16 protein-coding genes, 1 tRNA gene, 4 pseudogenes and 1 riboswitch are annotated in these 21708 nt (G+C 59.1%); of the genes and pseudogenes, 13 read left to right on the top strand and 8 right to left on the bottom strand.

Annotation, left to right across the window (positions count from 1 at the left end; translation table 11 throughout):
* Positions 1-90 precede the first annotated feature (90 nt).
* A complete protein-coding gene (locus ACQ651_RS05195) occupies positions 91-1185 on the top strand; it encodes a hypothetical protein (protein WP_430448629.1) in 1095 nt (364 codons plus the stop codon).
* A gap of 42 nt (positions 1186-1227) precedes the next feature.
* Here the strand turns inward: ACQ651_RS05195 and ACQ651_RS05190 are convergent.
* Positions 1228-2330, bottom strand: a protein-coding gene (locus ACQ651_RS05190) for an IS3 family transposase (protein WP_430448865.1) whose coding sequence is annotated in 2 segments (ribosomal slippage) — positions 1228-2078 and positions 2078-2330 — 1104 coding nt in all. Because the reading frame shifts where the segments join, the coding sequence is not laid out codon by codon here.
* A gap of 87 nt (positions 2331-2417) precedes the next feature.
* Positions 2418-2843, bottom strand: a pseudogene (locus ACQ651_RS05185) (integrase core domain-containing protein); the annotation flags it as partial.
* Between ACQ651_RS05185 and ACQ651_RS05180 the strand changes: the two are divergent.
* The 5 genes and pseudogenes from ACQ651_RS05180 (at position 2791) to ACQ651_RS05160 (ending at position 8203) form a co-directional block, all read left to right on the top strand.
* Positions 2791-4588, top strand: a pseudogene (locus ACQ651_RS05180) (DUF3363 domain-containing protein). The pseudogenes ACQ651_RS05185 and ACQ651_RS05180 sit on opposite strands and share 53 nt — an antisense overlap.
* 369 nt (positions 4589-4957) lie before the next feature.
* Positions 4958-5070: riboswitch (TPP riboswitch) on the top strand.
* Positions 5064-5672 (top strand): YkoF family thiamine/hydroxymethylpyrimidine-binding protein, encoded by a 609-nt coding sequence (locus ACQ651_RS05175; protein ID WP_430448628.1) that lies wholly within the window; start codon positions 5064-5066, stop codon positions 5670-5672. (Overlaps the previous riboswitch by 7 nt.)
* A gap of 199 nt (positions 5673-5871) precedes the next feature.
* Positions 5872-6465, top strand: coding sequence for an ABC transporter permease (locus ACQ651_RS05170; protein ID WP_227287164.1), 594 nt, complete (start codon positions 5872-5874; stop codon positions 6463-6465).
* Complete coding sequence (locus ACQ651_RS05165; protein ID WP_227287165.1) at positions 6462-7217, top strand: ABC transporter ATP-binding protein; 756 nt, start codon at positions 6462-6464, stop codon at positions 7215-7217. Before ACQ651_RS05170 ends, ACQ651_RS05165 begins: the two co-directional genes overlap by 4 nt.
* Positions 7214-8203 (top strand): ABC transporter substrate-binding protein, encoded by a 990-nt coding sequence (locus ACQ651_RS05160; RefSeq protein WP_227287166.1) that lies wholly within the window; start codon positions 7214-7216, stop codon positions 8201-8203. The genes ACQ651_RS05165 and ACQ651_RS05160 overlap by 4 nt, the downstream gene beginning before the upstream one ends.
* 353 nt (positions 8204-8556) lie before the next feature.
* Here the strand turns inward: ACQ651_RS05160 and ACQ651_RS05155 are convergent, their stop codons facing one another.
* Positions 8557-9417 (bottom strand): sigma-70 family RNA polymerase sigma factor, encoded by an 861-nt coding sequence (locus ACQ651_RS05155; protein ID WP_430448627.1) that lies wholly within the window; start codon positions 9415-9417, stop codon positions 8557-8559.
* Positions 9418-9459: 42 nt separating this feature from the next.
* Between ACQ651_RS05155 and ACQ651_RS05150 the strand changes: the two genes are divergently transcribed.
* From ACQ651_RS05150 to ACQ651_RS05135, 4 genes are read left to right on the top strand one after another with little or no spacing between them, the layout of a single operon-like run.
* On the top strand, positions 9460-10104 hold the full coding sequence (locus ACQ651_RS05150; RefSeq protein WP_430448626.1) for a MarR family winged helix-turn-helix transcriptional regulator: 645 nt from the start codon (positions 9460-9462) through the stop codon (positions 10102-10104).
* A 10-nt stretch (positions 10105-10114) separates the two neighbouring features.
* Positions 10115-10591: a P-loop NTPase gene (locus tag ACQ651_RS05145; protein WP_430448625.1), complete on the top strand. Its 477-nt coding sequence runs from the start codon at positions 10115-10117 to the stop codon at positions 10589-10591.
* A complete protein-coding gene (locus ACQ651_RS05140) occupies positions 10588-11259 on the top strand; it encodes a P-loop NTPase (RefSeq protein WP_430448624.1) in 672 nt (223 codons plus the stop codon). Before ACQ651_RS05145 ends, ACQ651_RS05140 begins: the two co-directional genes overlap by 4 nt.
* Positions 11252-12487: a DUF6522 family protein gene (locus ACQ651_RS05135; protein ID WP_375552217.1), complete on the top strand. Its 1236-nt coding sequence runs from the start codon at positions 11252-11254 to the stop codon at positions 12485-12487. Before ACQ651_RS05140 ends, ACQ651_RS05135 begins: the two co-directional genes overlap by 8 nt.
* Positions 12488-12766: 279 nt before the next feature.
* On the opposite strand, the gene ACQ651_RS05130 is transcribed toward ACQ651_RS05135, so the two are convergent.
* Together ACQ651_RS05130 and ACQ651_RS05125 are read right to left on the bottom strand one after the other, a co-directional pair.
* On the bottom strand, positions 12767-13516 hold the full coding sequence (locus tag ACQ651_RS05130) for an NERD domain-containing protein (RefSeq protein WP_430448623.1): 750 nt from the start codon (positions 13514-13516) through the stop codon (positions 12767-12769).
* 303 nt (positions 13517-13819) lie between these two features.
* Positions 13820-14580, bottom strand: a pseudogene (locus ACQ651_RS05125) (IS5 family transposase).
* Between the two features lie 309 nt (positions 14581-14889).
* On the opposite strand from ACQ651_RS05125, the gene ACQ651_RS05120 reads away from it, so the two are divergent.
* The gene (locus ACQ651_RS05120) at positions 14890-15900 is read left to right on the top strand and encodes a glycosyltransferase (protein ID WP_430448622.1); all 1011 of its coding nucleotides are present in this window, start codon (positions 14890-14892) and stop codon (positions 15898-15900) included.
* Positions 15901-16029: 129 nt separating this feature from the next.
* Positions 16030-17163, top strand: a pseudogene (locus ACQ651_RS05115) (IS3 family transposase).
* A 330-nt stretch (positions 17164-17493) separates the two neighbouring features.
* Here the strand turns inward: ACQ651_RS05115 and ACQ651_RS05110 are convergent.
* A tRNA-Arg gene (locus tag ACQ651_RS05110) sits at positions 17494-17570 on the bottom strand.
* A 313-nt stretch (positions 17571-17883) separates the two neighbouring features.
* Between ACQ651_RS05110 and ACQ651_RS05105 the strand changes: the two genes are divergently transcribed.
* Entirely contained in the window at positions 17884-19188 is a 1305-nt protein-coding gene (locus ACQ651_RS05105; protein WP_430448621.1) for an integrase arm-type DNA-binding domain-containing protein, read from the top strand.
* 76 nt (positions 19189-19264) lie between these two features.
* Here the strand turns inward: ACQ651_RS05105 and ACQ651_RS05100 are convergent, their stop codons facing one another.
* Positions 19265-20125 carry an HNH endonuclease gene (locus tag ACQ651_RS05100; protein WP_430448620.1) on the bottom strand — a complete coding sequence of 287 codons (861 nt, stop codon included), beginning with the start codon at positions 20123-20125 and terminating at the stop codon, positions 19265-19267.
* A gap of 4 nt (positions 20126-20129) precedes the next feature.
* Entirely contained in the window at positions 20130-21692 is a 1563-nt protein-coding gene (locus tag ACQ651_RS05095) for an AAA family ATPase (RefSeq protein WP_430448619.1), read from the bottom strand.
* Positions 21693-21708: the final 16 nt, after the last annotated feature.

Here is a 21708-nt window from a genome sequence, read left to right as displayed (position 1 = left end):
CCGCCACGCGGCTGGCCAGCCGGGGTGCCGGGATCGTCGTCCAGCCCGACCTTACATCACTTCTCGAACGCGCAGGCGCAGCTCCTTCCCATGCCGGAACAGTTCACGTCCTGGGAGGCGATCTTTGCCTCTCTGTCGGGCGCCTTTCCCGCCGAACGGTATCATGCGGGCATGGAGCTGGAGATTGCCGAAGCGACTGCCAACGGCGTGACGCTGCGTGCGAACCGGGAGACCCTGACCGCCGATCTGCTGATTGCCGCAGACGGGTTCCGGTCCGAGACCCAAGCCCGGTTCGCACCCGAAACCATCTCGCGCTATGCAGGCTACATCGCCTGGCGAGGCGTCGCAGACGAAACCGATCTGCCGGACGCGCTTGTCGCCTTCTTCGACGACAATTTTTGTTTCTGCGATGTAGGCGGTGGCGGGCATGCCCTGTGCTACCTGATCCCTAGCGAGGGTGGCAGCACCGCGAAGGGGACACGGCGTCTGAACTGGGTCTGGTATGTGACCGTTCCCGAAGGCGAGAGCCTAAATTCTGTCATGACCGATGGTGCGGGACGACAACGGCACGCGTCGGTGCCTGCCGGCCATGTAAACGCAACGGCCCTGAATGACCTCCATCGCCGCGCGGAAAACCTGGAGCCGCACTTCGCGGACCTCGTGCGCGCGACGCCCGAGCCTTTCATCCAGTCCATCTTCGATGTGGCCCCACCAGAGATGGTCTTCGGACGTGTCTGCCTGTTGGGAGATGCCGCATTCGTGGTCCGCCCACACACGGCGGCGACGGCAAAGGCGGCAGCGGACGCGAGTGAGATGAAGGTCTTCGGCCGGGCGGGATCGACTGCCGGGTCCGACATCCGAGACTATCTGAGCCGAACGGTCATAGCGTTCGACTGGGTCGAACTGGAGAATGCCGGCCAGTGCCGGGACATGCTGGGGATCGACAGTTTTGAGACCCTGGAATTGCCGATTGTCGAGTTTCCGGACGGGGAGCGCATATTCGCTCCAAAACCACAGGATATCGCGGCCCGCCTCGGATGGGTTACCGCGCCAAAGCACGAAGAATACGACCTCTCGATCTACGGCGGCGGTCCGTCGGGCCTAAGTGCTGCGGTTTATGCAGCTTCGGAAGGACTACGCACGATCCTGACCTTCCCCAATCGAGTGGTCCGGGTTCAGTCTTAGTGCATGACGGGTCTGGGGTTCACCCTGTTTTTGGTCCGGTCTTCATGCGACCTTTCGGGTTTCCTTCAGTTGGGCCGTAAATTCGTTCGGCGTCAAGTTTCCGAGCGACGAATGCGGCCTGGTTTCGTTGTAATCGGTTCTCCAACTGTTGATCCGGGTTCGAGCGTCGTCCATGGAAAGAAACCAAGACGCGTTGAGGCATTCCTGCCGAAGGCGGCTGTTGAACGCCTCGATGTAGGCATTGTCTGTTGGTTGCCCGGGTCTTGAGAAGTCCAACTCGACCTTGTTCAGGTAGGCCCACTGGTCGAGCAGCCGGCCGGCGAACTCCGGTCCATTGTCTGAGCGAATGCTTCGAGGTTTGCCCCTGATCCGCGCGAGCCGGTCCAGTTCGTCGATCACCTGGTAAGCCCGGAAGTTCGTCCTCGCAGAGGTCGCGAGAGCTTCTCTCGTAAAGCAATCCACGATGGTCAGAATCCGGAAGGGTTTCTCGTCGAACAGCCGGTCTGACATGAAGTCCATCGCCCAGACATCGTTCATGCCGTCGGCATTCGATCGGCCGGATCGGTATCGGCAGGCACGTCGTCGTTTCGGGCTTCGCGTCCGGATCGACAGGCCTTCTTCACAGTAAAGGCGATACAGGCGTTTGTGGTTCACCTGCCAGCCTTCGCGTTGCAGCAGGATATGCAGACGACGATATCCATACCGCACGCGGCTCTCGGCCAGTTCTTTCAGGCGCATCCGCAACTCCACCGCCGGATCACGCCTGGATTGATATCGGTGAGAAGCCCGCCCAAAGCCCATGGCATTACACGCCCGGCGCTCCGACACCTCAAACACGTCCTGATAGTGCCGGACAACCTCGCGACGGCGGACAGGCTTCACCACTTTTTTCGCAGCGCATCCTGAAGCATAGTCTTGTCCAGGGTCAGATCCGCGACCAGACGTTTCAGCTTGCCGTTCTCATCCTCGAGCTGCTTTAGCCTTCGGATCTCCGACACGCCCATGCCCGCATAGACCTTCTTCCAGCGATAGAACGTCGCTTCCGCAATCCCCATCTTTCGGCAAATCTCACCAACCGTGGTTCCGGCTTCCGCCTGCCTCAAGGCAAAGGCAATCTGCTCATCGCTAAAGCGTTTCTTCGGCATCGGTACACTCCTCTGTTGCCAGAAATGTACCCAAAATTTCGCACTCAGCTCGGACCAGTTGCAGGGGGCAAGACCAAGTATTGGCGCTACGGCTGGCGTGGCCGGCGAAGCGGCTCCGGATGGCGGAGCCGGCCACTGCACGACCTCGGGAGCCGGCGGGCGATAGCCCAGGGATGAGTGTGGGCGCTTCGTGTTGTAATGTTTGCGCCAGTTCTCGATCACGATCTTCGCCTCGGCGAGGCTGTAGAAGATCTCGCCGTTGAGGAGTTCGTCCCTGAGCTTCGCGTTGAAGCTCTCGCAATATCCGTTCTCCCAAGGGGACCCTGGCTCGATGTAGGCCGTCCTAGCGCCGACGGCGGCGATCCACTCTCTCACGGCCTTGGCGACGACCTCCGGACCATTGTCGGATCTGATATGGTCGGGGACGCCCCGCAGGATGAACTGATCCGACAGCACGTCGATGACGTCCGCCGATCTCAGCCGACGATCGATCCGGATAGCGGTGAAGGCGCGCATCGTGAAGCTCAACCCGCAGCGTGGCGGCAGGCGCGGAAGGCAGTTCGTGAGCGCCAAGGCGGTGGATGCGCATCTGCGCTATCTGAAGCACGACGGCGTGACCCGCGACGGCGAGAAGGGCCAGGTCTACTCCGCCGAGCGCGATATGGAGGACGGCCGCGCCTTCCTGGAACGGGGTCGCGAGGACCGGCACCAGTTTCGCTTCATCGTTTCGGCCGAGGACGGCGTCGAGCTGTCCGATCTGCGCGAGACCACCCGCGATCTGATGCGCCAGATGGAGGCCGATCTCGATACCAAGCTCGACTGGATCGCGGTCGATCACCACAACACCGGTCATCCGCATACCCACATCCTGCTGCGCGGCGTCACCGACCATGGCAAGGCGCTCAACATCGCGGGCGACTATATCGCCCATGGCATCCGCGAGCGGGCGAGCGAGATCGTCACGCTGGAACTGGGTCGCCAAAGCGAGCAGGAAATCAGCCGCCAGCTTGAGACCGAAGTCCATGCCGAACGCTTCACCCGGCTCGACCGGATGCTGATCGCCGAACAGGAAGCAGGCAGCGAGTTCGCCGACCTCAGACCGGACAAGGACATGCGCGTCCTATTCCGCAAAAACCGGGCGCTGCTGATCGACCGGGCGCGCCACTTGGAGCGCATGGGACTGGCGACAGAAGTGACACCGGGCCAATGGGCGATTTCGTCAGAGGCAGAGAGCGCGTTGCGCGATCTTGGCAACCGCAACGATATCATCAAGACGATGCACCGAGCGGTGGACGATGCCGGCATTGCCGACCGGCTAACCGGCTCGCGCTATGTGATGCATGGTGCGCAATTGACCGAGCCCGTGACCGGGCGTGTCCTGTCGAAAGGACTGGGCAGTGACGAGCTGGGCGAACGCATGCATCTGGTCATCGACGGCGTCGATGGTCGTATCCATCATATGGAAGTAGACGCCGAGCACGCCGCGCGCTGCCGATCGCAACATCCTGGCCGTCACCGATGCCAATGGTGTCTACAGCCCGTCCGCACATCTGGAAGTGGTACGCGCTCAGGCGAAGGAGCTGCGCAGCACCGATCCCGAAATGTTCGTCAAAGCCCATGTCCGGCGGCTGGAAGCGCTGCGGCGCGCAGGGATCGTCGAACGCATCCACGCCGAACACTGGACCATTCCCGCCGACCTGCCCGAGCGAGGCCTCGCCCATGACTTCAAACGGGGCGGTCGCGATGCCCGCCTCAAGCTCCTCTCGCCCATTCCGCTCAGCCAGCATGTCACGCATGACGGCGCGACCCGGCTCGACTGCGAGCTGACCGCACGCCAGCCTCTCTCAGTCGCGGCTCATGGCTTCGGGCGGGAGGTCACCGAGGCGCTCGACCGACGTGCTCAGCACCTCGTCGATATGGGCCACGCCACGGCGAAGGATGGCTATATCAGTATTCCGCGCAAGACGGTCGCAGTGCTGGAGCGCTGCGAGATCGACCGTATCGGCAAGGCGCTGGCCGCCGAGCGCGGGCGCACATGGGAGCCCGCCAAGGCCGGCAACTACGTCGCCGGTGCGCTGGTCGGCTCGACCCAGCTTGCCAGCGGGCGCTTCGCCATGATCGACGACGGACTGGGGTTCAGCCTCGTGCCCTGGAACCCACCGTTGGAGAAGCAGATCGGCAAGCACATCACAGGTATCGCCATGTCCGGCGGCAAGGTGGACTGGGACTTCGGACGGCAGAGGGGATTAGGCTTGTAGGGCGGCAAGCGGACTGTGAGGTTGCGGCATTGCGTCAGTAGCCTCCAGCCGAAGCGGTCAGTCCCCATGCCTGCGGCGACAGGCTGTTGTGCGCAAGGATGGGCTTTTGCAAACTTAGTCTTCCTGCCAGATTGGGCGATGCTTCATGCTTCGAACCAGCGGTCAAAAGCGGACGGTCACAGTTGTTGCGGTATGAGCTTTCAATCAAATGCCCGGAAGTCAGGTCGTACCTGAGGTTAATGGGGGCTTTGAGTTTGGCGCTTATACGGCAATGAACTTGATTTAAAATGCGTGCCCTCACTCTCTCAATAAATATTCCGCTCGCCCAATCAGTTTGACTTGCGAACCTTTCGCTTATCTGGCACCCATTCCTCACCACAGGGGAGCCGCGTAATGCCGCGGCTGAGATGGGGGCGCAAGCCCACGGACCCTCGAAGCTGATCTGGATAATGCCAGCGTAGCAAGGAGGACAGAAATGTTTGCAGGCGCACAAGTATCCCTTTACCCGATGACCGACGGTTTCGTTGACGTGATCTTGTCATCGCTCGACGCTCTTGATCCGTGGCGCGACAGGCTGCGGATTGAAACCGACGATATTTCAACGCTTATCCTCGGCCCGCCAGAGGTGCTTTTCCCCGCGCTGTGTGATCTTTACGCGGCGGCTGCATCGTCCGGCCAGCATGTTGTCTTGCGCGCCACGCTGTCACGGGGGTGTCCGGGGGAACCGGATGATCCGATCTGCCAGACCGGGGCATTGGCCAACCCGTCAGAGCCGCTGGCCCTGCGCCAGAAGAACGCGCTGGCAGCTATCGCTGCAACCCCCGAAAAGGGGCAACAGGCGGATGCGCAATTCTCGCTTTATGTGATGGGGGCGGGCGATCATATGGCCGAGATCATGGGCTGTATCGACTTCCTGCAACAAAGCGGAACCTTTGACCGTTCCAAGAATTTCTGCACGCGACTGACGGGTGATGCAGGGCCGGTCTTTGCCACGCTCCAGCAGGCGTTTTGCAAGTTCGGGCCACCGAATGGCCATGTCACGATCGATTTGACCGTTTCTGCCAACAGTCCCAGCAAACGCTGATCTGATGCAGTTTGATGTGCCTCGCCGTCCCGGCAGAGGTCTGACCCGCGGCATTCCTGCCGTCCTGAGTGTGGTCAGCGCCTTTTTGATCTGGGAACTTTATGTTCGCCTGTCGGGAATTTCCCCGCTGATGCTGCCAGCACCCTCGCGGGTGCTAGACCAAATCGTATTGAACCGCGCTCTGCTGTGGGACAACACGGTGCCGACACTGAAAGCCACCTTTGCAGGGTTTGCCTTGTCGCTTACCGTAGCCTTCGGCTTGTCGGTGGTGCTGGATTTCATGCCCCGTGTCCGTCGCGCGCTGTTCCCGATCTTTGTGGTCAGCCAGACATTACCGCTTGTCGCCATCGCGCCCTTGGTCGTGCTGTGGTTCGGGTTCGATCTGACGCCCAAGGTTCTCCTGGTGGCGCTTGTTACCTTCTTTCCCATGCTGGTCGCCCTTGTGGACGGATACGCGGCGACCGACCCCGAAATCGAGGATCTGATGCGGTCGATGGGCGCCACGCGCGGCCAGATATTCCGCAGCGCACGGTTTCCGTCCGCGATGCCCTATTTCTTTGCCGGTCTGCGCATCTCGATCACCTATGCGGTCGTCGCGGCCATTTTCGCAGAATATGTGGGCGCGCGTGCCGGTCTGGGCATCGTGATCTTGAACGCCAAGAACAGTTTTCGCCCCGATCTTGTGCTGGCGGCTGTGGTGATCAGTTCAGCGCTGACCCTGGTGCTCTTTGCGGTCACCGCTCTGTTGCAACGTGTCGTGCTGCGCTGGCGCGATGTGGAGGGGAATAGATGAGTGTTCTGGACATGCGAAATGTCGGCCTCACGATTGGCGGTACAGCCATACTGGATGATATTTCATTACATCTCGCAGAGGGCGAGTTCCTGTCAATCCTCGGGCCGTCGGGTGCGGGAAAATCGACCATATTCCGCCTGCTGACCGGCGCTGCGCAACATGACAGCGGCACGATCACCTGCAACGGTCAGCCATTGGCGACAAATCAACACGGCTTTGGTTTTATGCCGCAGCGCGATGCGTTGATGCCGTGGCGGCGGATTATCGACAATCTGACCTTGGGCCTGGAGGTACAGGGCATACGCCGTAAAGATGCGCGCGCCCATGTTACGCCGCTCTTGGCCGATTTCGGTCTGGATGGGTTCACCGACCATTATCCCGCCCAACTGTCCGGCGGGATGCGCCAGCGCGCGGCCCTCTTGCGGACCATCGCGCAGAACCGGCCTGTGCAGCTTTTGGATGAACCTTTCGGCGCGTTGGATGCGCTGACGCGGACCCAAATGCAGGCATGGTTCGAAAAGCGCTGGCGCACGGCGCGCTGGACAACCCTGCTGGTGACACATGACGTCCGGGAGGCTGTGGCGCTGTCGGATCGTATCTATGTCCTGTCGCGCCGACCGGCCCGCGTGATCGCGGAAGTGCATGTGCCCGCCCCGCGCCCGCGGCTGGGACGCCCCGTCAGCGCTGACGCCCATGCAATCGAGGCGCAGTTGCTTGAAATTCTACTTAACCAAACCGGAGAGACCCTATGAAACATTTGATCACCGCTGCTTTGCTGATGCTGGCCCTGCCTGTCTCTGCACAGGAAAAACTCAGCGTTGCACTGGACTGGACACCCAACACAAACCACGTGGGCCTCTATGTGGCGCAGTCGCAAGGCTGGTTCGAGGACGCAGGGCTTGATGTGGATATCCTGCCGTATACCGACACTTCGTCGGGCACATTGGTGGCGGCAGGTGTCGCGGAGTTCGGCATTCTGAGTGCGGTCGGGTTCCACAGCCAGCGCGCGACGGGGGCCGATATGACAGCCGTCTTGGCAGTCGTGCAGCATGAAACCGGACGCGTGGTTTTCAACGGTGAGCGGGATGATATCCAGCGCCCCGCCGATCTGGACGGCAAGATCTATGCAGGGTTCGGCAGTGCGTGGGAAAACGCGTTGATTTCAACGATCATCCGCAATGACGGCGGCGAGGGTGTTTTCGATACCGTCACGCTTGGCACATCCGCCTACGAAGCGCTGGCCAACGGCAGCGTTGATTTCACGCTCGAGGTCAGCACATGGGAAGGCGTAAACTCTGTTCTGTTGAACCGCCCGCAACGTGCGTTCCGCTATGCTGATTACGGTGTTCCAGACCAGCATACGACGTTTTTGGGCGGCAATGGTACGTGGCTTGCGCAAAACCCCGACATCGCCCGCGCCTTTGTGCAGGCCGCGCAACGGGGCTATGAATTTGCAGCCAACAACCCGCAAGAGGCCGCAGAGATGCTGATCGCGGAAACCTCGGGCATGTTGACGAACCCCGATCTTGTGCGCGCTTCGATGGCAGCGCTGGTGGATGGCGGCTATCTGCAAGACCCCGGTGAACCTGTCGGCCTGATAGATGGTGCGATGTTCGCGAATATTACCAGCTTTCTTTTTGAGGCCGGTATCATGCGCGGCGAAGACGGCAGGCCGCTTGATGTGATGCCCGATGTGTCGAGCTGGTTTACAAATGAATATTTGTCGCAGGCGGATTAAGAATTTTGCGGGGTATAATAGGTGGCATTTGCGTACCATCTATCATGTCTCTCTGGTCCTGCCTTTCGGTACACATAGTACCAATTTCAGTGCGCGGGGCTACGCAAAGGCTTTGTGGCAGGCACCTTCCTTACGAGGCACCGGGCTTTAGTGGCAATGCATTGGAAATGCTATTTAATTGCTCGACCGGCGGCTACCAATAATTGAATGCCGCAAAAAACTGCCTTTGACACCTCGAGACGTAGGCCTTTCCATATCCTAAGTCGTATCTGCCGTCATGTCCCATTAGGGTCGGCGCGGGTGCGTGATGGCCCAGGGCGCGCCCTAGGCGGTATTGGGGCGCAATCAGCCATTCAAAAGAAGCTGTCAAATCCAAGATCACTCTGCCGCAAGGCTTCGCGCAACCGTTGGAAGCCCCGTTCGCGTAGCTGGCGCACCCTCTCCTTAGAAATTCCATATCGCGTGCCGAGCCCTTCCAACGTGGCCGGAGGATCGCTCACTTGCGTTGCGACGACAATGTCACGTTCGCGATCGGGCAGAGTGCTGAGCACGTCTACGAGTACGCGGCGTAGTCCGGCAATCTTCAGGCTTAGCAACGCGGCTGACTCTTCAAGACTGCTTGGGTCGATCAAGAGCGCAAGGCGGTCCACGCCATCCTCTCCCCGAACAGGCACATTCAGTGAGCTATCGCTACCAGTAACCTGATCGCGCAAATCTGCCGCCCGGTGGGTGTCCACGCCCAGTGCGTCGGCGAGTCTCTTGTCCGAATCCGCCCGATTCATGTCCGGATTGGTCTCCATCTCGGCATCAAGAGCGGCGATCTGCACGGCTGCTGCCCGCGACTGCGCGGAATTGGGGCGCCGAACGACGGAAATGTTCGCCCGCAAATAGTCCTGAACTTCGGCCCGCATCCACCACACTGCGTAGGTCGAAAAGCGAAAGCCGCGATCCGGCTCGAAGCGGTCGACCGCCTTCATCAGCCCGATCTGGGCCTGCTGCAGCAGGTCTGGGTCGACCTCACCGCCCCTGCGCTTGAAGCGTTTTACGATCGAGCCAGACAAGGGTGCAAAAGCATGGATCAGACGATCCCGCGCATGCCGGTCCCCATGCGCTTGCCAAGCGTCGATCAATGCCCGCTCCTCTCCAGCGGATAGCATCCCTGCGGTGCGGACGCGTCGGGCACCTTGGATCAAGTTCGTAACGGGTTTGTTCATTGGTTTCGCTCTTTAGTATCGTATCGATACTAATCTGCAGATTTGACGATTGTCAAAGTAGTTTCGTTTCGCTATCAAATTGGCATGAATGACAACCTGCAAACACCAGACCAGATTGCGGAACTGCTCGTCCATGTAGGCCGTACGGCACGGCGCGAAGACGCACGCTCCGCACTGACAGCCGCTCAATGGACCGGTCTGCGCTTTTTCGCCCGCGCCAACGGCAGCACGCGCACCCCTTCGGGCTTAGCCAGCTTCCAGGCAACGACGCGGGGCACGGCGTCGCAGACCATAAAGTCGCTCGAACGCATGGGGCTGGTTACAGGGACCCGCTCTGACCGCGACCGGCGCAGCGTGTCTTTCGATCTGACCGATCGCGGGCGCGAAACGCTGGCACACGATCCGCTTCGGGATCTGATCGACGTAATCGATACCCTTGGTACCGTTGAGCGCGACCGCTTCCTTGCGACGCTGTCCCAACTGGCATCCACGCTGGCCATCCGGCGGGACCTCCCCGCTTTCGGAACCTGCCAGGATTGCAGCCATTACGCTCAATCGGGTGACACGGCCTATTGCGCCTGCATGGCGGCGGAACTGGCCATCGAAGACATTCCCAAGCTCTGCGCGAGCTACAGACCGGCCCCGGCCGCCGGAAAACCCAAGGAGACCCGAAATGGCACAGCCTGAGACCCCTGCAATGCCGCGCATGATCGCCATCAGCAGCGGCAAGGGGGGCGTGGGAAAATCCACGGTCACCGCAAATATCGCCGTGGCCATGGCCGATGCCGGTCTTCGTGTTGGTGTGGTGGACGCCGACATCTACGGGCCGTCCATCCCGCGCATGTTGGGCATCGCGGCCGGCAAGCCGGCAATGTCGCCAGACCAAAAGGTGATCCCGGCCGAGGCGTATGGGGTGAAGGTCATGTCCATGGCCATGTTGTCCGACGATGACAGCCCGGCGATCCTGCGCGGGCCGATGGTGACGAAATACCTGCAGATGTTCGTGCGACAGGTGGAGTGGGGCGCGCTGGATGTCTTGCTGCTGGACCTCCCGCCGGGCACGGGCGACATCCAGCTGACCTTGGCGCAGGCCTTTCCCCTAACGGGTGCGGTAGTCGTCAGCACGCCGCAGGATGTCAGCCTCAAGAGTTGTGCGGCTGCGGCCTGCGCATGATGGAGCAGGTCAATGTCCCGATCATTGGCGTGATCGAGAATATGAGCGGCTTCACCTGCCCGGACTGCGGAACGGTGACGCATATCTTCCATCAAGGTGGCGGAGAGGCGATCGCGCAGGAGTTGGACGTAGATTTCCTTGGCAAGGTGCCTCTTGACCCGACTGTGGTCGACTGCGGTGACGACGGCCGCCCACTGGTGCGCGCCGCGCCGCACAGTCCGGCGACTGCGGCCTACCGGAGTATCGCTGCTACGTTGGCCTGGACCGGCGGTGACGTCGCGGGAATCGCAACGCCCTTTGCCTGGACGGTTGCCGAGGGCGTAGGAAAACCGTCCCCTGCGCCTATCGCCGAGGGTGGACCGCCCGACCGGCTTGCGGCGCTCGACCACGCCGATGGCGCGCTGCTCTTGCGGTGGTCCGACGGGACGGATCAAAGGTTGAGCGAGCGCGACCTGCGGCTGGCCTGCCAATGCGCGCAATGCCGCGACGAGATGAGTGGCAAACGGCTGCTGAACCCGGACACCGTGCCGCTGGATATCCGCCTCACCCGTGTCTGGAGCGTCGGCAACTACGCGCTCGGTATGGCCTTCAGCGACGGCCACGACACCGGCATCTATGTCTTCAAGGCCCTCCAAGCCATGGCGGGGACGGAGCTTGAAGATGTCTGACGCCGCCACCCGCCGCCGCATCCGGGCCGAATCCTCAACCCACGATCCCGATGTTGTGGGATTCATCCTGGACGCGCCGATCCAGGGGCGCCCGTCCGTCCGGTTCGAGGCCGCAGGTGATGCCCCGCTGGCGCGCGCGCTTTTCGCGCTGGATGGTGTTGTCCGAGTCGAAGTGGGCGGTGCAACGATTTGGGTTAAAAAGAATGCCGAATCGGACTGGGCAACGCTGAAACCCGCGATCGCCGATGCGATCCGAAAGCTGCTCGACGAAACCGACGCACCGCTCGGGCAGGATGGGCGGGATGAGACCACGCCCGACCAGGCTCTGCTCGAGGCGGTTGAGACTCTGCTGAACCAGCAGGTCAATCCGGCCGTGGCCGCCCATGGCGGGCATATCTCGGTAGACAAGGTCGAGGGCAGCGCCGTCTATCTGCGCATGTCCGGCGGCTGCCAGGGCTGCGCGGCCTCTGCGGCCACACTTCGCGAAGGGGTGGAACGCATGCTGCGCGCCGCCCTGCCTCAAATCGGCAAGATCGTCGATGTCACCGATCATGCGGCGGGGGACAATCCGTTCTACGCGCGCGACGATGGACCATCGCCTATCCTGAACCGAACCGTTCCCGAAGGCGTCATCGGATGGGAGGACGGGCAGATCATCGTCGACCCGGATTACCTGGCACCAAAGCTCGGCATCACGCCAGAAGCGCTACGCGCGGGTTTGCAGAGGGGCGATGTCGTCGGCGTGACCGAGACCGGCGAAGGAAAGGACAGCGGCAAGACCCGGATCGTCCTGCGCACGACGACCCGCGCCTGGGCCGCGGAAATCGACGCAAGCGGCGCGGCCCGCGAGATCCCGCCGCCGCGTGTAATCGAGGCAGCCGCGGGCAGGGAGAAAGAGCTTGCCAACCGCGTCCGCGCCCATCTGCAAGGTCTCACCGAAGACGAGGTGCCGATCACCTACGGCGCATTGGCGCGCGCGCTCGGTCTGTGGACCCCGGGCTCGATCGCCAAGGTCACCAGGGCCCTGGAAGCCACGATGAGGGAGGACGCCGCAGCAGACCGTGCCTTTATCGCCGCCCGCGCCGTCAATCGCGGACGCGACAAGCGTCCCGGCAAAGGCTATTTCGATCTCGCCCGCGCCCTGTCCCGCGGACCGCGGGCCGGCGAAAGCGAGGCGGATTCTCACGCACTGGAGCTCCGTCGCCTGAAAGAGACGATGGCCAAATAAACAACTTCTGGCGTAATCCCTCGGATTTCGAGCATCTAACCACAGCAGATGTTTCGCATTGCGAATACTTCGAGGCTGACAGCCGTCCGTGGCATCAGACCGAGCAAAGACGGCAAAGTCCCGCAGACTGTGAGTTCGCCGATCCTCAAAAATTGCGGGCGCAGCGAATGACAGGAACGATGGGCCGCACCGCAGCATCCATGACCATTGGTGGAGGTCGGCTCTGGGCCGTTTTGTTTCGGCGCGGTAGCCGCGCAGCTGCCGCTAAAACCCGCTAGGTCATTTCACCTTTCGCGTGCCATGGCATTTGGGATATCGAGAACAGCCATAGAAGGTTTGTCCAGTCTTTCGATTGGCTCTCTCGATCATCTTCGATCCACACCGGGGGCATTTCGTGAGATCAGTTTCCTTTTGGATGGCTTTTTCTCGGACGTGCTGGACATGCGCACGCCGTGTTTCCTTGTTGGCGTCCAAAGCGCTGCTGCGCAGTTTGCGGGCAAAATCGTGCACCTCATTTTCAGTGAACCGAACGGCTGTCCGCGAAGCAACATAGTTCAATAGGTCTCGTCTGCTCCAAAACACGTTAGCTGGCATTTCGGTTTTTGGTTCCGCTGAGCCTACGAATGCGACAAGATTTTCCAGTTGGTCCGGCCTGACTCCAAGCAGGTCTTGGACGACTTTTACGTGATGGTAATTCTGGCGAAGGGGGTTCTGAAACTGTGATTTGTGGCGACGCATGACCTGCGTCCAACGCGCTTGGGTCTTGCCACCGAAAATCCATCCCGACATGTTCTTGGTTTCGATCACGAAGACACCGAAACGTGACAAGACGATATGGTCAACTTGTGTCGTGCCGTGGCTGGTTGGCAAGGTAAGATCTTCGAGTAGGATGTAGTCCTGTTCATCTAGTTTTCGGCTGAGCGTCGCATTGACGCGTCGTTCTCCTTCCGCGCCAATCACTGTTGGGGATTTCAGGTAAAAATATAGAAACGCTACGCCGACCGCGAGCAATACTAAAAGTAGTTCCAAGGATTTTATGTTCTCCGTCCAGTGGCCAACTCAATCCGAACATAAAGCGAATTGAAGCGTTGGGCAAAAAGCTGGAAAACGATGACAGCGTGGCTCGAACGGCCGCTTCCGGGAAGCTGCATTGCGGCATCCGCTGATGCGACCAAAGTCGGCTTTGGGCCGTGTGCGGCAGCCCCTTGGGCCTTGATGCTAAAGGATGCTGCGCCCGCTCCTAGGTCTGGTACGAGCCCATTTTGCCCTATGCTGCGCTTCGCACGAAGGGCTACTATAGGTGGTTGCCAGTCAGTTGTCAGCTAGCCTAGGTCATGTTGACAAATGGCGCACCCAAAGGCGGATGGATGCGATGTCTATGAAGCCGAGGTAGCTTTCAGCAGTTTTGTCGTATCGTGTGGCGACACGGCGGGCGTTCTTGAGCTTGTTGAAACAGCGCTCCACCAAGTTCCTCAGCCGGTAAAGCCCATGATCGACACCGACGCGCATCTTTCTGGTCTTGCGCATCGGGATTTGGGTCAGGATATCGCGCTCACTTATGGATTTCCGGATGCGATCAGCATCATAGCCTCGATCCGCCAGCAGCACGCGCGGCTCGGGCAGATTGTCACCCATCACGAGATCAAAGCCGAGATAGTCCGAAATTTGTCCGGGCGTGATGTCAATTCTCATAGGCAATCCATGCGCGTTGACGCGGAGGTGGATCTTGGTCGTGAACCCACCTCTTGAACGGCCAAGACCGTGTCTTGGAGTCCCCCTTTTGCGCCCGCTGCCTGATGGTGGGCGCGAATGACGGTGCTGTCGATCATTTGCAGGGCATCCGGGACGGTCCCGCTTTGATTGAGGGCTTCAAGGATGTCTTCCCAGAGCCCCGCCAAAGTCCAACGTCGGAATTGCCTGTAAACGCTGGACCATTTGCCGAACTCCTCGGGCAAGTCGCGCCACGGTGATCCGGTGCGCGCGATCCAGAATATCCCATCCAAAACAAGGCGATGGTTGGAAGGCTTGCGGCCATTCGGCGCGCGGACAGCAGAGATGAAGTGTTCAAACAGCGACCACTCTTCGTCGCTCATCAGGTCTCGGGGCAAACTGATCTCCATAGCAGATACCAGCTTGAATCACGCCCGAACCAACTTGTGAATCCCTTTTGTCAACACGGCCTAGATAAGCGCGCTTGCTTTTCTATGGATTGAAAGTATCGACCGCAAAGACCAAAGGAGCGAAACGAGAGCGTAAACGTAACCGGTAGGCCTTCTAGGCGCAGGTTGATTGCTGAACGATTTCTTGGGACCTGCTCTCAAGCTCAGTTGAAGCTCAACAGTTTTGGGAAACAGAGAGTGATGGCGCGAGACTTAAAGTCTAATCACAGAGCACGAATTGACATGCTCAAAGCGAAGTCTCTGTTTTTCAAACTGGATCAATACCTTGAAAAACTATCGGGGAAAGGTTTCGACGTTGCAGGCATCCCTTTTCGTTTGGTTGATGACCTGCTCGCACGTGATACCGGAGTGGATTTTGCGGCAGCTATTCCGCTCGCACGCCATACCGTTGGAGGGCAACCGCGCTTACTGACTGCTGTGCTGAATGATCTGTGCGAGGGTTCGGCCGAAAATCTACGCCAAATAGTTTCAGATGTTTCCGCCCATCCTATGACCCGGTTTAAAGCAATGGGGTGGGCAAATTTCGTAACCCACAAAGCGAGGTTTCCCGATAACGGGACTCCGTCCAAAGACACCTTTCAATTCTGGGATCAAATGAAACCTCCTCCTGAAATTGAGGGCGGTAGACAACTCTGGCGGAGCACGGCCAAGACCCACGTGTGGTATGACGACGCTTCTGCCCAGCAGTTTATCGCCGATGGGTTTGGACGGAGCGCAGCCGATGCGTACTCAAAGCTCTGGCATCCCGCGCTGAAGTCTGACGTGTTTCGGCTGTATCGCTTGGTGAAGAGTGGTGGAGTTTACTGTGATGCAGACAGCATGCCTGAATACCGCGCCTCCGAGTTCTTGGAACGCGCAGGAAACCGGGTCTGGGCGTCTTCCATGACGAATGTTCCGAACTGTGTGACGATCAACGGTTTCATCGCCGCACCACCACAAAACCCGGTGATGGAAGGGTTGCTCGAGCAGGTTCTGAAAAACATTCGTGATGTCGCATCCCGAGGGATGTTCTGGTTGTCCGGACCGGGAGCGTTCACGACGTTTCTCTACCAGAACTTGGGCCAACATGATATCGGCCTGCTTTCTCAAGGGTGCCTGAAATCAAGTGTTTTTCGGCAGTTTGACGCAGCTTACAAACACACGGAACAAAACTGGCGTGTTTTTGAACACAACTTAGGTATGGGGAACGAAGCTGGTTTGAAGCGAGCGATACCAGTTGCTCAGGACATGTAGCAATCGATGTCAGGTAACGTGCAACAGAAAAGCAGCCATTGGCGCAATCGCAGCGAAAGCCCGCATGAGCTGGTCCCGGAAAACTGGACAGTGAGCTAAGGTGTATCCCAACGACGAAGGGATATGACGATGGCGCGGAAGCGACGGAAGTTTACGGATCATTTCAAGGCCCAGGTGGCGCTGGAAGCGCTGCGTGGTGACAGGACGGTGCAGGAGATCGCGGGCGCGGCACGGGCTGCTGCCGACACAGGTGAGTGCCTGGAAGAAGCAGGCAATGGAGGGCCTGTCGGATGTGTTCGCCGGAAAGGCGGGTGGCGCGGTGGACCGAGAAGCGGAGCTGAAGGATCTGCACGCCAAGATCGGGAGGTTGGCGGTGGAGAACGATTTTTTAGCCAAAGGGCTCAAGACATGAGCCCCTGCCGTCGCAAGAATATCGTCCAGCCCGATCATCCGCAGCTCAGCCTGAGCGCGCAGTGCCGCATCCTGGGGATCAGCCGGTCGTCGCTGTATTATCGACCCGTGCCGGTTCGCGACGACACGCTGGCATTGATGAAGTCGATCGACCGGTTGTTCACGGCCTATCCGTTCTTCGGTAGCCGACAAATGGTTGCGATGCTTAAGCGTGACGGCCTGTCGGTCGGGCGGCACCGGATCCGGCGGCTGATGCGTCGAATGGGGTTGGAGGCGGTCTATCGCAGGCCAAAGACCAGCCAACCTCACCCGGCGCATCCGATCCATCCCTACCTGCTGCGGACCATGACCATCGACCGCCCGAACCAGGTCTGGTGTGCTGACATCACGTTCGTTCCAGTCAGCCGTGGCTACCTTTACGTTGTGGCGATCATGGATTGGGCGACGCGCAAGGTGCTGTCTTGGCGGCTTTCGAACACGATGCACGCGGACTTCTGCGTCGAGGCGCTGAACGAGGCGATCCGTCGCCATGGCCCGCCCGAGATCGTGAATACCGACCAAGGTAGCCAGTTCACCGGGTCAGCGTGGATCACGACTCTGACCGAGGCCGGGGTGCGGATCAGCATGGACGGCCGCGGCCGCTGCATGGACAACATCTTCATTGAACGGCTTTGGCGATCGATGAAATATGAAGCCGTCTACCTTCAGGATATCGCGGATGGCTTCGAGGCTGGGCGGGTCGTCGACAGTTGGATCGACTTCTACAACCGCCAGCGCCCGCACTCGGCACTTGGTCTGAGGACCCCCGATGAGGCATACTTAGTGAGGATCGAACTGACGAAAGCGGCCTGAGTACACAACCCGATATACCTTAGCAGGGCCGAGAAACTGTGCAGGATACTAGGACCAGCTCAAAGAACCAATGATTTCCCACAATGCGAACAGACCAGATACACGTGCAATCAGTGCGAAATTCGGTGCTGTTAAAAAATCCCAATGCAACAGGTACTGTTCTCGTCATAGGTCGGGCAACTGACGTCTGTTAAGTCGCGAGCGCCGACGATAAGGCCGACTACGGCTTTCCAGGATGCCACGATGAACCGCGTGCTTACGCGAATTCCTCACGTAAGCAGCAACTCCATGAAGGAGATCTGTTCTAACTTATTGATTGATAAAAGAAAATGGCGCACCCGACAGGATTCGAACCTGTGACCTTCGGCTTCGGAGGCCGACACTCTATCCAGCTGAGCTACGGGTGCTCTATGTGTTCCTACTGCTTACGCAGTGCTTACTCGAAACATTGGCTCGTTTGAACAGCGGTTCCGACATCCGCTCAAGCCTTTGTTTCGTCTACTCTTTCTACCGGCCCCATTAACCACCGCCAGACTTGACATCCGCCTTCGGAGGGCAAACCTGCAAGATATCCGAAACTTCGCCACACTATCCGGTAGTGCTATAACTCCATGATTTTACAACGCTATCTTGACTGTTGTCACATCCCGTCATATCCTCCAATACGCTAGAACCTACCATATCGTGGTGAGTTTTTGGTGAGTTTTTTTGGAGGCCATTATGCCCAGATTGACAAAGACATTGGTCGAGCGCGCCAAGCCCCGCGAGAAGCAGTTCACCATCTGGTGCAGCGACCTTAAGGGGTTCGGCGCATTCATCTTGCCAAGCGGAACCCGAACCTACTTTGTCGACTACCGGAACGCGCAAGACGTCCGTCGGCGAATGTCGTTGGGACGGCACGGTGTCATCACAGCCGAACAGGCCCGCAAGCTGGCGATCGAAGCGCTCGCTGATGTTTCGCGCGGAGAGGACCCTGCTGGTGAGCGTGTCACGCGCCGCAAGTCACTTACCGTGCAGGAACTGTGTGAGAATTACATGCATGCCGCCGAAAACGGACTGATCCTTGGCAAGGGAAACCGGCCGAAAAAGGAGAGCACTCTCTACGTCGACCGCGGGAGGATTGACCGCCATATTGTCCCCCTTCTGGGCTCCAAGCGAGTCATCGATGTCTCCAAGGCGGACATCAATAGGTTCTTGAGGGACGTGGCCACGGGCAAGACTGCAAGAGTCGCGAAGACAGATAAGCTGCGCGGGAAGTCGATTGTTCGCGGAGGTAATGGCACGGCCGCTCGGACGACTGGATTGCTGGGCGGGATTTTTTCGTTCGCAGTTTCCGAAGGGCTCATTGAGACCAATCCCGTCCTGGGCGTGAGGCGTCCGGCCGACAATCGAAGAGAGCGTCGCTTGACCCCTGACGAATACCGGCAGCTCGGGCGGGCGTTGTTTCAGGCGTCTGCAGAAGGTGAGACCGCGCAAGTCGTGGATGGCGCATGGTTGCTCGCGCTCAGTGGGTGCCGATTAGGAGAAATCACGAAGTTGAGATGGGACGAGGTTGATGAAGACGGTGGATGTCTCCGATTGACGGACAGCAAGGAAGGCGCCTCTGTTCGCCCCATCGGCTTGGCGTTTCTAAACCGTGTTCAGAAAATCGAGCAGGATAACGACTGCGAAACCGTTCTCGCACCCGCACGTGGTGGGTCGTCGTTCGGTGGCATGCCAAACGGGTGGAGGCGCATTGCGAAACGCGCAAAGTTGGAAGGCGTCACGCCTCACACCTTGCGCCATTCTTACGCTTCTGTTGCTGGCGACCTCGGCTATTCAGAACCAACGATTGCCGCTTTGCTCGGTCACGCCGCAGGGTCCGTCACCAGCCGCTATGTGCACCACCTCGACGAGGTCCTGGTGGCAGCCGCAGATCGTGTCGCCGAGGAGGTCTTCTCAATGATGACGTCCCCGCAGCCGGGAACATCAGCGCACAAGCGCAGCTGCAGCAAGCTGAAGGCCGCGGAGCAGGTTTCGGCCTGATCATTAGGCTGTGGCTGGTTCTGGCACCAGTGCTGGCTTGAACTGGCGGCCGGAAATCCTAGTGCCAAATGGGCAATTATTCATGCACCGGATGTGCATGTACCCGCACTGCCTCGAACCCGCCGTCGCAGAAATCTTCGTTGTCAGCCAACGCTCGATAGAGCTTCGCCAGCCAGTAGTTAGGGCCAAACACTTCCTCAAAATCTTCTGCGCCCTCTCTGAGTTTTTCCGCAACTCGTTCGGCGTCCTCGCCCAAACCATAGGCCCGGCGAAGTGCGGAATACTGCCCCCCCAAATGCTCCAGACCCATCAGTCTGTATCGATCCGCGAGGTTCAACTCGTTGAAGTGCGACCGCAAATGCTGGAATACTTGAAGCGCCATTCCGGCCGGTCGGACAAGGCGGTACGAAAGCACCAGTGCGTCTGCCTCCATCCTCACTCGCACCACCAAAAAGCCCATGTCTGGGATCTGGTCATAGCAAGGATGCAGGAACATGCGCACGTTCGTGCCTTCGTCTAGAATTCGGTCTCGCTTGCGCGTGTTGCAGACCGCACAACTCGGACAGAGATTGTTTGGAAAGACTGAGAACTCTGGAAATTGCTCCTTTGGCAAATAGTGATCCAGCGTCGACGACTCGCTGATACCGCAGAATGGGCACCGCGCAATGCTGACCCTCTTCAGGAGATCGCCGCGGAGCTGAGTCATCGGCTGGGTCTCCACCCCATATGCGTGACGCATCGCCTCCTTCTGCAAATTGGTCATATGTGCCTCAGCCAAGCCGCCGACTTCCGGTACAGCGTCCAGATACTCCTGGTATGCGGAGAGCACCCTTGCGCGTACTGCCAACATGCGTCGCCTTCTCGGCTGACGTTTGGCGGCGGCGATATCATCAAACACATCCGTCGCATTGACGGCTAGCAGCGGAATCGAACGCATCCCGCTACTCCTCTATCTCATCTCGAATGCTCAAAATGTAGGAGCGCGCCGCAAAACCAAGCTTGCGGCCGAACGCTTCTTCAATCTCCTCAAGAGTATTCCGGCGCGCCAACGCCCTCAGCGTCTCGTGCCAATCAGTCGAGCCATCGCCGAGATTGAAAACCTCCTGCGTTATCACGCCAATGTTTTCGGCAAACGTCTCCACACTCGGCGACACAACGCGATTCTGGTCGGCTAACCGGCGCAGCACATGGACATATTTCGCCGGCGTTTCCTGCAAGACCACGGGTGAGTGAGTGGCGATGATGGCATAACCGTCGAAGGCTTCGAGGCAGTCTCGTACACTCTTGAGGAACGCGGCGAGCAGCGGCGGATGAAGGTGGGTTTCTGGTTCGTCGATGAGAACCAGTGTTGGTTCCGATCCTGAGATATGCGCCGTGAGTTCGGTGACGATCTTGAGGACGACCTTGTGCCCACTGCTCAATCCGCGGAAGAGTTCCGTCAGGTCGTCATCATCCCGATTGGCATAGAGCTGAGTCAAACCAATGCGTTGAAACGATGGGTCACGAAGAAGCGGCTTCAATACCTCCAACAAGTTCTCGAGCCGGTCGGCCTCGCGAACCCGCTGCAGTGCAGCTAGGAACTCCGCCTCGATCTCCGACGGAGTGCGCAACCGATAGGCTTGCTCATCATCTGGTGCATCATCGCCCGATCGCTCGCGAAGGCCGCAGTAGACGTAACCAAATATCTCTCCACTGTCCTGGAGCCTCTCCTTCTCCTCCTCGGTGCCTCCTGGAATGACAAAAGTGTCGAACGCGCTGTAGGATACCACAACCACTGTCTTGAATGGTGGCGCATTACCGACGAACCGGCCCGCCGTATCTTCAAGAATATCTTCTTTGCTACCGTAGCCAAAGCCACTCGCAACGATAGCGAGGTTAGATAGTAGCCGGGTTTTGCCTGTCCCATTGTATCCGATCAGCGCATTGATCCGATTGGGCAACCGGCCCCGGCGCTGAAAATCGAATTCAATCGTGAACGCGTTCGAATTGCGCGCCACTCGCGTTTTGAATTTGACTTTGAACCCTGCGCTTCGCCGTCTTGCTGGTAGCGCGTCTGCGCGCAGCAATCGTGCAGCGTCGGTGATCGTACGCTTTGCCCCGCCAAAGCGGAGCAGCGAAACCTGGTATGCTTCGGTATCCTCGACTTCGGCCTTGATCCCGTCGTCGAACGCGACGTCTCGAAGACCCCTCAAGTAGGGCTCAAAGACATCTCGTCCGAGCTTATAGATCGTTTCATAGTAGTCGAGGTCTGCGCCCAGTGACGCGTGGCTCTCGGGCAGTTCACGAAAAGCGCGCTTGGGCATTTCGGTGTAGCCACTGGAACGCCCCACCTGAATAATCTTGATACTTCCCAGATCGTAGCTTTCGTCGGTGGCCAAGTGCAACGTGACTTGGAAAGTCGTTTTGTATCCGTAGTCATCCCAGTTGTCCTGAACGAGCACAGCATGCGGATACCGATTGGTCGTGGGCGATTTATCCGATCTGAATTTTACGACAAACCTCATCCTATTTGTCCTGTCC

It is taken from the genome of Rhodophyticola sp. (assembly GCF_965284195.1).
Lineage (GTDB): Bacteria > Pseudomonadota > Alphaproteobacteria > Rhodobacterales > Rhodobacteraceae > Rhodophyticola.
The sequence above is the reverse complement of the archived record's forward strand: the minus strand, read 5'-3'. Positions and strand labels throughout refer to the sequence as shown.

Coding starts and splice junctions, on each gene's coding strand:
- ACQ651_RS05095 (WP_430448619.1), bottom strand. CDS start 21,692: ATGAGGTTTGTCGTAAAATTCAGATCGGATAAATCGCCCACGACCAAT.
- ACQ651_RS05145 (WP_430448625.1), top strand. CDS start 10,115: ATGCCGCGCATGATCGCCATCAGCAGCGGCAAGGGGGGCGTGGGAAAA.
- ACQ651_RS05120 (WP_430448622.1), top strand. CDS start 14,890: ATGCTCAAAGCGAAGTCTCTGTTTTTCAAACTGGATCAATACCTTGAA.
- ACQ651_RS05175 (WP_430448628.1), top strand. CDS start 5,064: ATGTTTGCAGGCGCACAAGTATCCCTTTACCCGATGACCGACGGTTTC.
- ACQ651_RS05155 (WP_430448627.1), bottom strand. CDS start 9,417: ATGAACAAACCCGTTACGAACTTGATCCAAGGTGCCCGACGCGTCCGC.
- ACQ651_RS05165 (WP_227287165.1), top strand. CDS start 6,462: ATGAGTGTTCTGGACATGCGAAATGTCGGCCTCACGATTGGCGGTACA.
- ACQ651_RS05105 (WP_430448621.1), top strand. CDS start 17,884: ATGCCCAGATTGACAAAGACATTGGTCGAGCGCGCCAAGCCCCGCGAG.
- ACQ651_RS05195 (WP_430448629.1), top strand. CDS start 91: ATGCCGGAACAGTTCACGTCCTGGGAGGCGATCTTTGCCTCTCTGTCG.
- ACQ651_RS05135 (WP_375552217.1), top strand. CDS start 11,252: ATGTCTGACGCCGCCACCCGCCGCCGCATCCGGGCCGAATCCTCAACC.
- ACQ651_RS05100 (WP_430448620.1), bottom strand. CDS start 20,125: ATGCGTTCGATTCCGCTGCTAGCCGTCAATGCGACGGATGTGTTTGAT.
- ACQ651_RS05140 (WP_430448624.1), top strand. CDS start 10,588: ATGATGGAGCAGGTCAATGTCCCGATCATTGGCGTGATCGAGAATATG.
- ACQ651_RS05160 (WP_227287166.1), top strand. CDS start 7,214: ATGAAACATTTGATCACCGCTGCTTTGCTGATGCTGGCCCTGCCTGTC.